The organism is Roseibaca calidilacus, from assembly GCF_001517585.1.
Lineage (GTDB): Bacteria > Pseudomonadota > Alphaproteobacteria > Rhodobacterales > Rhodobacteraceae > Roseinatronobacter > Roseinatronobacter calidilacus.
This window is the reverse complement of sequence record NZ_FBYC01000001.1, coordinates 51259-64526: the sequence shown is the minus strand read 5'-3', so window position 1 is coordinate 64526 and position 13268 is coordinate 51259. Positions and strand designations below refer to the sequence as shown.

The 13268-nt window shown below is 61.0% G+C and carries 10 protein-coding genes and 1 pseudogene; 3 read left to right on the top strand and 8 right to left on the bottom strand.

Translation table 11 applies throughout. The annotated features are described in order from the left end of the window. Positions 1–210: 210 nt before the first annotated feature. Entirely contained in the window at positions 211–1560 is a 1350-nt protein-coding gene (gene hemN, locus AWT76_RS00105; protein ID WP_072244173.1) for an oxygen-independent coproporphyrinogen III oxidase, read from the top strand. Positions 1561–1654: 94 nt separating this feature from the next. Here the strand turns inward: hemN and AWT76_RS00100 are convergent, their stop codons facing one another. Together AWT76_RS00100 and AWT76_RS00095 are read right to left on the bottom strand one after the other, a co-directional pair. After that, positions 1655–3301 (bottom strand): IS1634 family transposase, encoded by a 1647-nt coding sequence (locus tag AWT76_RS00100; protein WP_072244172.1) that lies wholly within the window; start codon positions 3299–3301, stop codon positions 1655–1657. A 410-nt stretch (positions 3302–3711) separates the two neighbouring features. After that, entirely contained in the window at positions 3712–3897 is a 186-nt protein-coding gene (locus AWT76_RS00095) for a Flp family type IVb pilin (protein ID WP_072244632.1), read from the bottom strand. Positions 3898–4171: 274 nt separating this feature from the next. Between AWT76_RS00095 and AWT76_RS16420 the strand changes: the two genes are divergently transcribed. Together AWT76_RS16420 and AWT76_RS00080 are read left to right on the top strand one after the other, a co-directional pair. Further along, a protein-coding gene (locus AWT76_RS16420; RefSeq protein WP_141655833.1) for an IS5 family transposase occupies positions 4172–4929 on the top strand; the annotation gives its coding sequence in 2 pieces (ribosomal slippage) (positions 4172–4508 and positions 4508–4929; 759 coding nt in all). 145 nt (positions 4930–5074) lie between these two features. Continuing rightward, positions 5075–5284, top strand: coding sequence for a glycine zipper 2TM domain-containing protein (locus AWT76_RS00080; protein ID WP_141655832.1), 210 nt, complete (start codon positions 5075–5077; stop codon positions 5282–5284). Between the two features lie 459 nt (positions 5285–5743). On the opposite strand, the pseudogene AWT76_RS16415 reads toward AWT76_RS00080, so the two are convergent. From AWT76_RS16415 to AWT76_RS00050, 6 genes and pseudogenes are all read right to left on the bottom strand, one after another. Beyond that, positions 5744–5896, bottom strand: a pseudogene (locus AWT76_RS16415) (IS3 family transposase); the annotation flags it as partial. 278 nt (positions 5897–6174) lie between these two features. After that, the gene (locus tag AWT76_RS00070) at positions 6175–6906 is read right to left on the bottom strand and encodes an efflux RND transporter periplasmic adaptor subunit (RefSeq protein WP_082700029.1); all 732 of its coding nucleotides are present in this window, start codon (positions 6904–6906) and stop codon (positions 6175–6177) included. Continuing rightward, complete coding sequence (locus tag AWT76_RS00065; protein WP_072244167.1) at positions 6875–8860, bottom strand: preprotein translocase subunit SecA; 1986 nt, start codon at positions 8858–8860, stop codon at positions 6875–6877. Before AWT76_RS00065 ends, AWT76_RS00070 begins: the two co-directional genes overlap by 32 nt. After that, complete coding sequence (locus AWT76_RS00060; RefSeq protein ID WP_141655831.1) at positions 8844–11006, bottom strand: zinc metalloprotease; 2163 nt, start codon at positions 11004–11006, stop codon at positions 8844–8846. Before AWT76_RS00060 ends, AWT76_RS00065 begins: the two co-directional genes overlap by 17 nt. After that, entirely contained in the window at positions 11006–12835 is a 1830-nt protein-coding gene (locus AWT76_RS00055; protein ID WP_072244165.1) for an efflux RND transporter periplasmic adaptor subunit, read from the bottom strand. Before AWT76_RS00055 ends, AWT76_RS00060 begins: the two co-directional genes overlap by 1 nt. A 30-nt stretch (positions 12836–12865) precedes the next feature. Beyond that, positions 12866–13192 carry a DUF3467 domain-containing protein gene (locus AWT76_RS00050; RefSeq protein WP_072244164.1) on the bottom strand — a complete coding sequence of 109 codons (327 nt, stop codon included), beginning with the start codon at positions 13190–13192 and terminating at the stop codon, positions 12866–12868. Positions 13193–13268: the final 76 nt, after the last annotated feature.

Below are 13268 nucleotides of genomic sequence, written 5' to 3'. Positions count from 1 at the left end.
GCTATTTCCGCTGCGCTAGCTAGATGTTGCACCCGCCCGCCATGTCAATTGGCAATGCACCGGTGAAGCCTGCACTGGCTCCGCGTGACGGGTTTGATGCATGTCAATGAAGGCTGACCGACGCTGCTTTAGGTTGGCGGCAACTTTGGTGTTGCCTGACTACTTAGGCCGCCTCGGTTGCTCTTATTACCCGTTCGGAAAGCTGATCCCATGGACCCTGTTATCGACCGCTACGCTCGGCGGGCCTCTCCGCGCTATACCAGCTATCCGACGGCACCGCATTTCAGCAAAGATGTCGATGAAGCCTGCTACCGCGATTGGCTGGCGGCGCTGGACCCTTCTGAGCCGATTTCGCTTTATTTGCATGTGCCGTTTTGTCGGCAGATGTGCTGGTATTGCGGCTGCAACATGAAGCTGGCCGCGCGATATGACCCTGTTGCGGACTATGCGCGCAGTCTGGGCAAGGAAATCGCGCTCACCGCCGATGCGCTGCCCGGTCGGATGAAAGTTTCGCATCTGCATTGGGGCGGGGGCACACCAACTGCGCTCTCACCCGATGATCTGGCAGCCCTGATGGCCAAGGTCCGGACGCGGTGGGATTTCACCGAAAATGCCGAGATTGCAATTGAAAGCGATCCGCGCACATTGACGCCAGAGATGGCCGCGCGCATTGGCGCGCTGGGTTTTACCCGCGCAAGCTTTGGCGTGCAGGAGTTCGACCTCAAGGTGCAACAGGCCATCAACCGGGTTCAGCCGCCCGCAATGGTGCGCAGGTCGGTCGAAGATTTGCGCGCCGGAGGTGTTGCAGGCATCAATTTCGACCTGATCTATGGCCTGCCCCACCAGACCGTCGAAAGCCTGATCGAAACCGTGAAGCTAAGTGCTGACATGCGCCCCGACCGGGTGGCGCTGTTCGGCTATGCCCATGTGCCATGGATGGCCAAGAACCAGCGCATGATCGAAGAAAGCGCCCTGCCCGGCGCAGAGGAGCGCGCCGCCCAAGCCAGCGCAGCCGCAGAGGCACTGGCCGCAGAAGGCTATGTCGCCATCGGGCTGGACCATTTCGCGCTGCCCGAGGACGATTTGGCCCGCGCAGCGCGTGAGGGGCGGTTGCGCCGCAACTTTCAGGGCTACACGACCGATCAGGCAGAGACGCTGCTCGGGATGGGTGCCACATCTATCGGGCGCACACCTGCCGGCTATTTGCAGAACATTGCCGAAACCGGTGCATGGGCGCGCGCGGTCGACGCGGGTCATCTGCCCGTTGCCAAGGGCCGGGCCTTTATCGACGAGGACCGGCTGCGCGGCGCAGTCATTGAGCGGCTGATGTGCGACGGGCATGTCGATGCCGATATCATTGGCGCAAAATATGGTGCCCCTGCCGGTTGGTGGCACGATGCAGCCGACGCGCTTGCCGAGATGCAGGCGGATGGCCTTGTCTCTGTCACGGGCGGGCAGGTGGCCATGACAGAACGAGGCCGCCCCTTGGTGCGGCTTGCGGCGGCTGCGTTCGACACCTATCTGGCGCAAAGCACCGCCCGGCATTCTGTTGCGGTCTGAGCCAGCACGTCAGGAATCCCAGGTTCGACAGTTAATCGCGTAAGTGATTGATATTGTTCACACGGAAATTGTGTTTGTGTGACTACACTGCCGGTCAGGCGGGCTTTTTGAGGCCCATGGCCTCGAAGAGATCGAGCTGCTCCTGTGTGGTTTTGCTGGTTCCGTTGAATGTGCGATCGCCGATATGGGCAGTGTGCTTCTGGATGCGTGCGAGAAGGTTCAGAGCGGTGCTCGGGCTGGCGGTATGTCTTTGGGCCTTCAGGCGTATGCGCATGACACGGTAGAGGGTTAAGGCCATGAAGCAGATCAATGCATGGGCGCGGATGCGATCTGGCAGTCTGTGATGCACTGGTGCGATTTCGATATCGGATTTGAGGCCTCGAAATCCGCGTTCAATATCTGCGAGGGAACGATAGCGTTCGACCGCCTCAGTTGGTGTCAGGTCTGGGGCATTGGTGATCAGGGCGAGCTTGCCATCGAATAGCTGTGCATCGGCAATGGCATCTTCATCAATGCTCCAGGAGAACCGGTCTGCGGTCAGGTCGGGCTTCACAAAGCGCAACATTTCGGCCTCGGCGACAGCGCGGGTGAAGCGGCTGTAGGCGCCGCGGTCTGAAGCACGACGCCCCTGAGCGGTTTTCCCATCATCCTGTGCATCAAGTTTTGTGACCATTTTCTCGGCCATGGCTTCGAGCTCAGCGATGCGCGCACGGCGCTTGTCACTTTGCTCAGCTGCGCGCAGTGGATCATGAGCAACGATCAGACGATGATCGGCAAACTGCGCCTCGGCCAAACCCTCTTCATCGAAGTTCAGCTCTCGGAAAGTGCCGGTCAATTCGCCATACCGCCTGGCAGGCACGGCCAGGATGAATTCCAGCTTGCGCCCACCCTGATTGGCCATCTCCGTCAGGTGATGAATGTTATCAAAGCTCAGCAGGCCGCGATCTGCCACCAAGATAACGCGGTCAATGGGGAAGCGTTGCAGAACGGTCTTCAGCATGGCCTGCAGAGTCTTGGTTTCGGCGACATTGCCGGGGTGAACTGTGTGCATGAGTGGCAGGCCATCGGCGGTCTGCACAATGCCCAAGACAAACTGACGGGCGATACCACCCCGCTCCTTGTTCATCCCGAACGCCCGGATATCATCCTCGACCGCGCCTTCCCCATGGATGCGCACTGTGGTCAGGTCATAAAAAACAACGGCCAGATCACGATCGACCAAGGGGCGGATCTGGCGCGCCAAAGCCTCCTCGACACCTCCCGCATTATCCATGAGCGCATCCATCGCGCGCAACAATTGCTGGTGCGTCACGCTGTCGGGCATTGCCGGCATGGCCACTGTCTCCAGCCAGCGCAGGCAGCCCAATTTGCTGTCGGGTTCGCAAAGTCGATTAAAGACCATGGCGCGGACGAGGGCTTCCGCGTCAAACTCACGGCGGCTGGAACGCAGGGCGCGGTTGAGCGCCTTCTGGAACCCCAGTTCGCACCAGAGCTCATGAAGGGCAAAGACATTTCCATGTGCCCGGCCTGCCTCCTGAATGATCTCGGACGATGTATTCTCGCTGCGCCCAAGCGCACGGTTCAGCCCATTGATAAGCGGATCAAGCTTGTCGGGGCTCAATCTGTCGAGGCGTCCGAGATTGGCAATGACGCGCACGCGCACCTGCCCGCAGTCGTTGCGGAAGGATTCGACCAGTTGCAGGTATTGGCGGTCGCCGGTCTTGGTGATGCGCGTATACATTGTGTAGCGAAGGTATCAAAGATTTCGCCCGCAAATCAAGATGAAATAGAACTAAGTGTGTGACTACAAGATTTCCGAAGATCAGCCCGTGGCGCCAAGCTAACACATTGAAACTTCAACCGTCAGCCAGCAAAAGCCGCTCAAATCACGCTCGGTAGTGTCGAAGTTGGGTGCGCCAAGGCGAGCACCTGCACGGGTTCCGGCGTGCCGACAGATGCCGGCGTTGCCTGCATGTCAGGGTCTTCAGTGCTTCCCTCGGACCCAGCCACGTAATAGGCCGCCCATAGGGCGATCACGGTTGAGACCAAAAGAATCGTGAAGTTTCGCATTGTCGCAAAGCCGTTCATCAGTCGAAAGAAAGGCAGGCCCGCCGACCAGATGGCGGGCCGTCAACGCATTGGGCCGTTTTACTATTCTTCGTCGGCCGGCAGCGCATCCTTGACAGTTGCGAACGCAGAGTTGACCGACTCGCCGATGCTCTCAACGTTCAGCACGATGACCGCGGCGATAAGAGCGGCGAACAAGCCGTACTCAATCGCAGTGGCGCCACGTTCGTCGTTGCAAAAAGCCTTTAGTGCTTTGGTTACTTTCAACATCATTCAAACTCCTATCGGGTGTTTGGGGTTGATCCGAGGCCCACTACAGGCTTCTCAGAAATGTGATGGGTTAATGAAATGTGATCGTCCAGAGGTATATTTTACCATCCGCCTATTTATCATTCCAAAGTCCACTTATTCCTTGAAGGATTTTTGCAATGCGCACCTTTGGACGATCAGGGTATTATTATAAATCATCCTTTAGGCCATTAGGCTCAGGACCCATTGATTTCACCTTTGCGGCGTGATTCACGCTCCGCAAGGAGACTGATCAATGAGCAATCTTTTCTGGCTGACCGACGCCCAGATGGAGCGTCTAAAACCCTTCTTCCCCAAGAGCCATGGCAAGCCTCGCGTTGACGACAGACGCGTTCTCAGCGGGATAATCTTCATCAATCGCAATGGGTTGCGGTGGTGCGACGCGCCCAAGGAATATGGTCCGCACAAGACCTTATACAACCGCTGGAAGCGCTGGAGCGATATGGGCGTGTTCGCCCGGATCATGGCGGGTCTGGCGGCGGAGGGGACTGAGACCAAGACGGTCATGATCGACGCCACATATCTGAAAGCACATCGCACGGCTTCGAGCCTGCGGGTCAAAAAGGGGGGCCTGGCCGCCTGATCGGTCGCACGAAAGGCGGCATGAATACCAAACTGCATGCTGTCACAGATGCTATCGGTCGCCCCATTACCTTCTTCATGTCGGCCGGACAGGTCAGCGACTACACCGGTGCGGCGGCTTTGCTGCGGGAGTTGCCAGAAGCTGATTGGCTGCTTGCAGATCGCGGCTATGATGCGGACTGGTTCAGAGATGCGTTGAAAGACAAAGAGATAAAGCCCTGCATCCCTGGTCGAAAGAAGCGCAAGACCCCTGTGAAATACGACAAGCGACGCTACAAACGGCGCAACCGGATCGAGATCATGTTCGGTCGGCTAAAGGATTGGCGCAGGATCGCCACTCGCTACGACAGATGCCCAAAGGTGTTCCTTTCCGCAGTCGCGCTCGCAGCAACCGTCCTCTTCTGGCTGTGAATATCAATGAGTCTGGAGCCTAGACCGTAGCATTCACGCTTCTGTGTCGCATCTGGGATGCAGCAGGCCGAAACTTTCTCAATGCGACAGCGTATCCCTCCCACGTGTCTTTGCAAAAAGACTGCAAGAAAAGAAGGGTATGCAGATGAAGAAAATAGTAAGCATCGCAGTGTTTGCCGTTGGTTTTGGCGCTTTGGCCGGCTGCACGAATGATCCACAGATCAATGCGGTTACGGGTGGGCTTATCGGTGCGGCTGCTGGCTCCAAGATCGGGTCAGGATCGGGCCGCACGGCAGCAATGCTGGGGGGCGCGGCTCTTGGTACCGCCGCCGGGGGCAATGCGCGCACGAACTGAACCTGCGTGCCCCGAACTGAAAGCGAATGATACTGAAAAACCGCCGCACATGACAGTATGCGCGGCGGCTTTGCGGTGGTGCTCAAGCCTGGCTGCCGAGGGTCACGCCAGAGCTGTGCTTGCAACACGACGGCAACATGGGATTTCCACATGCCGGGACCGCCGGTCAGCACCACATTTTCAGCACCATGCAGGAACTCGTAATGATGAAGCTGGCGTATCTAGGCTTCGCGGATTTCGCTGGCGGTAAAATCGAATCCCGAGATGCGCTCGTAAGCCCGAAAGCGGGCAGCCTTCATGTGGTAGGCGGCCGATCGTACCTGACGCTCGGCCATTTTGGACTTGCCCCGCTTTTGTCGAGAGCGATTAGCTCACTTCGCGGGCCTTCCTCTCGAAGGCGACGGCGTTTGCGGCCTGAGCGCGTGTCTACCACGCGACCGGCCAGATCAGCTCTGATTAAATTGTCTTGAAGAACGTTTCGACCATCCCGTTGTCATAGCAGCTCCCGCGTCTGCGGAGCAGCGCTTGATCGTCGACTGAGCAGTATTGCGACCCGCGGTCGGAATGATGAACCAGCCCCGGCGCGGGATTGCGAGCCACGAGAGCACGGCGCGGGGGCACGGTTGCACATGGATCAATTCTCAATGACAATTTCTGCTGTTGCCGGATCAGTTCTCAGTTAAAAACAACAGTGGCTCACTTCTCGGTGAAAACCCATCTCAGTTGTAAGCGCAAAACAACAGCCCAGAACCTCAGATTCGCCCCGGCGCTCCCTGCAAACGACGGCGCAAGGCCCGCAAGCGTCCTGAGCAGCGTCGTCTTGCACACCAAGGCCCATGGGGCAGAGCGGCATCCGATCATTCGCAAAAGGGGAAGCGCGGCAGATGCGTTCACTCCAGCAACACGCAGGTCGTGCCCGGTGTGAAAAATCCGTCGGGATTGTCCAGTTCCGCCCGGATCCGAAAGGATCGGCTGGCAAGATCTGCCAGCGGATCGACAAAGGTGATGCGCGCCTCTGCCTCGCCCCCCGTTTCGGTTTCAAGGCGCAAGATTTGGCCCGGTTCAAAGCTGCCGAACCGCCCAAGGGGCATATCCGCTTCGACCAGAAGGCGCGACAATTCGACAATGCGCATGGCGACGCTGTCTTCCAGAAGCTCGCCCTCGCGCGCCATGATCTCCACGACGATGCCGCCGTGCGGGGCACGTAGGGTCAGCCTTTGCATCTCCAGCTCGATTTCCTGAAATGTGGCCCGCCGCACGGCCAGATCGGTTTCGCGCTGGTCACGCTCTTCGGCGACCAGCACCCCTTCCAGCGCGTTGGCCCGGTCCATGGCGCGTTCAGCCTGCCGCAATTCGGCACGCGCCCGCTCCAGGCGCGCGGGCAAACCGGCCGGATCCAGACGCACAAGAACATCGTCCCGCGCAACGCGCTGGCCAAGCTCCACGGCCACCTCGCGCACAATCTCGCGACCTGCAAAACCCACCCGCGTGTCGGTGATGGGGGCCAGTTGACAGTATCCGCTATCCAGATCTTGTGCGCCCGCGGGAATCGCAATGGCCGAAAGCGCCAGCCCCATGGCCAGAGCCGCCCTAGCCCGCGCGCGTGAAAACCAACAAGTCATTGCGCTTTTCCTCACTTTTCAATAGTTTCCAGCGACGTCTCCGCCGATGGCGTTCCAGCCGCCTGCGGCTCCACTCAACATAGTGGAAATGCAAGGGCACGGTAAGCCGCTCAGACAGACGCAAAAGCGCCGCGATCAGACGGCGCGTGCCCGCGCCGAGGATCCGCTGCAATTCGACCTCGTCGAGGGCATGGGCCACGTCATAGCTGCCGGGATCGCCCTGCCGCCCCGACCGGCCGAAAAGCTGACGCTCAAGGCGGCTGCTTTCAAGCGCATCCAGAATGATGACATGCAGGCCGCCGGCCGCTTTGACCTCTGGTGGCAGTTTGATGTCCGTCCCCCGGCCGGCCATATTGGTCACCACAGTCACCCGCCCTGCCCTACCGGCCGAGGCGACGATATCGGCCTCCTGCTCGGGCCGCCGGGCGTTCAGGACGTCATGGTCCCGACCGATTGCGCTAAGCGCGGCGCTTGCCTGTTCCGACAACAGCACACTCGACACGCCGATCAAAACCGGTCGCCCAAGGCTTGCCATCTCCTCGGCGCGCGCGATGGCCCAGTCGATCTTGTCCTCGGTACTGGTGAAAAGACGCCGCAGCAGGCGCTTGCGGATCACCGGGCGATTGGAGGGAATGCGCGCCACAGGCGTGGCATAGGTTTTCGTCAATTCCTGCCGGACCTCGCGCAGCGTTCCGCTCATGCCCGCCAACTTGTGATAGCGGCAAAAGTAGTTCTGGAAACTCTGCTTCGCGATCACGGCGCGGTTCGAGCTGATCTCTAGCCCCTCGCGGTATTCGATCACCTGCTGAACGCCCCATGGCAAGGTCCGGTCCGGCGTGGGCCGCCCGGTCTGTGCATCCACCAGCACGATTTTATCTTCTGCGATGATGTAATGGACATCGCGGATGAACTTGTCCTGTGCAAGCCGGGCTTTCGAGATCATCTCTTCCGCGATGGCAAGGCTTTGCCATTCCGGAGAGGGGTCTGCCAAGCCGTCGATCAACCGCGACAGGGCCTCGGGGCGCAGACCGCGGTAGCCAAGCGCATCGGCACTTTCCCACACATCGTCAGGGGCACGGGCGACAAGATCGATCGCCTGTGCGACAAAAGCCTCCGACAGGGTATCGTCGACGGGTTCGGTCAGGATCAGTGGGATGTTCGCCTCGTCGATCAGGACCGAATCCGCCTCGTCGATCAGCACGAAATCCAGCGCCTGCACAAGCGGGGGCGTGCCCCTGAACTCCTCTCCAAGGCCGGACAGTTGCAGGCGATAGGCCAGCGGCGAGGGCCGATCCCAACGCGCGCGTTCCTTCAGGTAATCGAAGACCAGTTCCTTGTTGGCGCAATAGGTCACGTTGCAGGCATAGGCCGCGCGCTTCTGCTCAAGATCCATGTCATGCAGCACGCAGCCCACGCTGAGCCCCAGTTGACCGAGGATCGGTGTGACTTCTTCTGCGTCACGTTGGGCCAGATAGTCATTGACCGTGACCACATGAACGCCACAGCCGACGAGGGCATGAACCGCGATCGGCAATGTCGCGGTCAGGGTCTTGCCCTCGCCAGTGGCCATTTCCGCGAAATGCCCGCTGGCCATGACAAGGCCCGCTTGAAGCTGGTTGTCGTGAAAGGTGAAACCGCGGGCGCGATAGAGCGCCTCGTCTACCGTGGCCATCACATCCGCCAAGCCGCGCGCCGTCAGCGGCCCCTGCCCCAGTCGGACGCCGCGTGCCTGCGCCTCGGCCCGCAGAGCGTCCGGCGACAGGTCGCGCAAGCTGCCACGCGCCGCACGCACACATGCCACAAGCCGGCGGCGCGAAAGGTGTGAGCGCAAAGCCCATTTGCGAAGCCGGATGATGATGTCCCAGGACAGTTTCTCATCGACCGGGATCTCCCGCTCGGGTGGGAACAAGCCCAAATCGCCGCGAGGCGCGGGGATGTCAGGCGCCAGCGCCAAAACGCTCTCCGACAAAGGTGACGATGCGCGGCCAATAGCGATCGAAGAGGGTCATGGGCGGATGGACCAGCTTGACCAGAACGGTCTGGCCCAGCTGAAGATCATTACCGGGAGCATCGATCACCAGTTGAAAAGCCGCATTCAGCGCCAGAATTGCCTCTGGCGGGCTTTCCAGATCGGTCAGCACAGGTCCACCCATGCGATCGGCCAGCATCGGGTCGACCAGCGAGCGGCTAGCATCCGGGCGTAGCGCGATGGCATCTGGCGCAACCTCGCGAGTATCGCCGGGTGCCACCATCAGCCGGGCCCCTTGCACACCGTGACGCAAGGCAAAGCCGCGCGACTGCGGGATGTGGGCCGCCAGCCTGCGATCCTCGGGCCCAAGGATCCAGCCAAGCTGCTGACCCCGTGTCACCATCATGCCCCGCTCGACCGGAGTGAGGGCGTCCACCCATTGCCCGGCCCGATCCGCCACCACCCGGATCGCGGCAAGTTGATCACGGATCTGCGCCGCGCCATCCGCGATGGCGCCCAGCTCGGCCTCGATCGCTTGCGCCAGAGAGGTCTCGCCATCATTGCGTGCAGCCAGAAGCCGTGCCGCACTTGCCGCGCGGCGCGCCTCGAGCGCGTCGAGTTCCGTGGCGAGCGCCGCACGGTCAAGGATCATCACCACATCGCCGGGCAAGAGCGGCGCACCGCTTTCAACCGCCAGGGTTTCCGCGAACCCCTCGCCACGCGAATAAAGGGCCGCTTGCGGGCTTGGCACCACCACCGCCGGCACGGTCGTGCGCAGCGGGAAAGGGATCACGACCAGCATGGCAAGAGAGGCGGTACCGAAGATGAGCAGCCTGCGCATGAGAATCCATTTCCTCTTTCTGACCTCGGGGGATACGGCAACACCATGCAATGCCTTGGCGTTGGGCCATATCAAACCCCCGATGACAACCCATGCCCCCAGGATCTGCCCAGCCATTCCCAACATCTGCGCAAGCCCGAAGGCAATGGCAAAGACGATGAAGACTCGATACATCGCCGCGGCCACCGCGTAACTGACCAGCCAGACGCGTTCGCCCGTGCCACCGCTTTCGGTGTCGGGGCCGGGATCAAGGCCCACCAGCTGCTTGATCAGACGCATCAAAAGCCTTTGCCCGCGCGTGCCCAGCGCTGGTGTCTGCGTCAGATCGGCCAGCACGAAATAGGCGTCAAACCGCAACAGAGGGTTGCCGTTGAAAAAAATGGTCGAGATGGTGCAGAGCAGGATGGTGTTGAACAGTATCGCCCGCCACAGGCCCGGATCCGCCTCGGCCCAGAGGATCATGGCCACACCGGCAATGGCGAATTCCGCCATGATGCCCGCCGCCGTGACCAGCGCCCGCACCCCATGGGACCGAAAGGCGTTGGCCTGCGAGGCATCGACATAGGGCATCGGCACGAAAACCAGAAACATGACACCCACCTGCGTGACCGAACCGCCAAAACGGCGCACGGCCAAGGCATGTGCCAGTTCGTGGATCAGCTTCACCGCAGGATAAACGCAGGCCATGATCAGCAGGTTTCCGGGGTCCAGAACGCGGTCGCCGAGATTCGCAGTCAGGGGTTGCCAGTAGGACAGCGCGGTCAGGACCCCGCCCAGAATCGCCGCCAGCCAAAGAAGCAGCCCGACCGGTCCAAAAACGAGATGCGCAAGGCCCGTCATCACGCGCCCTTCCAGAAGCGCCGAGGGATTGAACAGCCCGATCTTTTGCGACACCGGAGATTTCAACAGCCGCGTGATCCATTCGCGCGCCTTCTCCTCCTGTCCGCGCGCAAGCGTCGCGGCCCGCGGCAGCGCGTCGACCAAGATGATCCCAGAGTCGTACAGACGTGACAGCAATTCCAGAAACTCGTCTTGCGGCGGCAGGTCGCGCTCATGGCTCCAGGCGATACCGTTCCAGATCTCACTAATCCTCGTCCGCCCATCGAAGCGGCGCAGGATCTCGAAATCATCGGCCGTCATGCGGAATGTCTGCCCGGAAGAGCGATCCGTCAGCACATACCAGGGCATACCCTTGTAATCGTGCAAGGCGACCTGAACCTGGGGGCGCAAACGCGGGCACAAGGCCGAAACGCGGTACCAGTCTTCGCTGTGCAGCTGCACTCGTGCCATTACGGCAGCCACCGCCAGAGGAACATGTAGACCGTCTCTAGGATCGGCCGGATCCAGACCGCGTAGATCGTGGCCTGCCCCAGATCGAGACGCGCCGCACCCTGCATGCCATTCTCGATCTCGAGCGCGCCCGCAGACAGTTCACCGAAGGCTACGAAGCGCAATTCGCCGTCTATGGTCTCGGCGCGCGGCTGCAAACGCATGACCTGCACGCTCAGCGGCACATCCGGCGCCGCCTCCAGGCGCAAGCGCCCCTGCAACCCGATCGCGAGCCTGTCGCCATCGCGGTTGCGCACCGAAAGCTGCACTTCGATCCCCTGCTGCGGCGCGATCCGCATCAGCTCTTCCCCAAAGGTGACCCGCGCGCCAAGCCTCTGGCGCAGGTCGCCCTCCAGAATGATCCCGTCCACGCGGGCACTGATCACAGTCTGGGCCAGTTCACGGCGCGCCAGCGACAGGCGGGCGTCGGTCTCGGCCTGTTCGGCTTCGGCAACGGCGGCCTCGGCCCGGTCGCGGTTTGAACGAGCCAATGCGGCGCGGGCCATATGACGCGCCTTTTGGGCTTCAAGCTCGGCGATACGCAGCCGGATCTCATCATCCTCTAGCTTCAGCAGAGCCTGACCGGCGCTTACCCGGTCACCGGGGATGACGAAAACCTCTTCGATAAATCCGTCGATTGGCGCGCTCATAACCCGCAAGTCGGGATCATCGATCACCACATCGGCGCGCAGCGTGTCCTCGACCTGCACGAAGGCCGTGACAAAGACCGCGGTCAGCAACAGGGCGGCAACCAGCTTCAGCTTGAAGGCCCGCGGCCCGAACAGTCGCCTCAGCACCGTTTTCGACGCCATAAGGTTGCGCATGACAAAGCCGCGTGCCGCCCGGTCCTTTTCGGCAAGAATGGGTCGGGCAAGCGTCCAGACCACCGACCATGCATCTATATCGGGCAGTTGGGCGTCGTCAGACCAATGCAACACCACAACCTCGGTGATGTTGCCCAGCGCATCGGTCAGCGGCACAGCATCAATGGCGGCATCGCCATGCATCTCGCCCAGGCGTCCCATCAAGGAGGCCTTTTCCGGCGCGCTGCGCCGCCAGCTGATCGGCGCCCGGCGCAGTTGCGCCTCATGGGCGACCTGCCGTGTCAAATCATTCAACTGGGACTTTTTGTCAAACTTGCTTTCGCCGCTGATCGACTGAATGCGCAGCCCGAAGATCCCCAGTCGCACCAGCACCACGCGGTCGGCCTTGAGATACTTGGCAAGCAGCGACGCCAGGATCTGGCGCGCCTCGGTCGGTCGTTCGGCGTCGAGCATCTCGGCACAGATCAGGAAGGCCTGCTCGTGGATCTGCGCAAGTTCCCTTGTCTCGTCCATGGCTTGACGGCCCAGATGAAACATCAGCCAGCCTAGCGCCACCTCGAGCTGCGCCATGATCAATTGCACACGCGAAGCCGACATTTCAGCGACCCCGACCAGAACGGCGATCTCGGCAGGTGCGCCGGACGCGGCATGCGGCGGGCGCACCGGCATCGCGATGACCTCGGCTATGCCATCCTCGGTCCGGTCGAGGGGCAAAAGCACCGCTGCCTGCGCCGCCCGCATGCGGGCTATTGCTTCCCGATATCCCAAGCGGCCCGTCACCGTATCCTCGGGTGCCGCAGTGATCAGCGCGCTGCCCTCGGGGGCAAGGCGCAACAGGGCAACTTCCACCAGCCCCGGCAGTCGCGCGCGCAACTCTGCGCACCAGTCCTGCAGTCGGGCAATAGTGTCCGTTTTATCTGCCTGCGCCGATTTCCCCTTGGACGGCGCGCTCAGGATGTCCTGCATCTATGATCAGCTTTCCGCGCGCACAAAGGGTCAGTTAGAGACGGAGGTATTGGTCTCGGGCGTCGGCGGCTGTGCCGAGGCGTCGATGGTGCCATAGCGCTGTTCGTGCTGGGCGATGGCGTTTATCAGCATCGCGGCAAGGCGCTTTGCCGTAGGGGGCGTCATGATCACACGGTCGTTGAGATCGACCTCAAACTCATCACCCTTGCCATGCCAAGACCGCCCCACCCCGATGAGCAAGGCGAATTCCTCGGATGTCGCAGCAACATTGACGACATTGCAATAGCTTGTGCGCATTGCGCCATCGCGGAACACCACCGTTTTCCGGCTGTCGGTTTTCTGAGGTTCTTTAGCCATGAGGTCATTTCCTTGTAACTAGGCATTTTCTTTTGGCAGGCGGGACCGTGGATTCTGCCCGGTGAAGGCCCCGCCG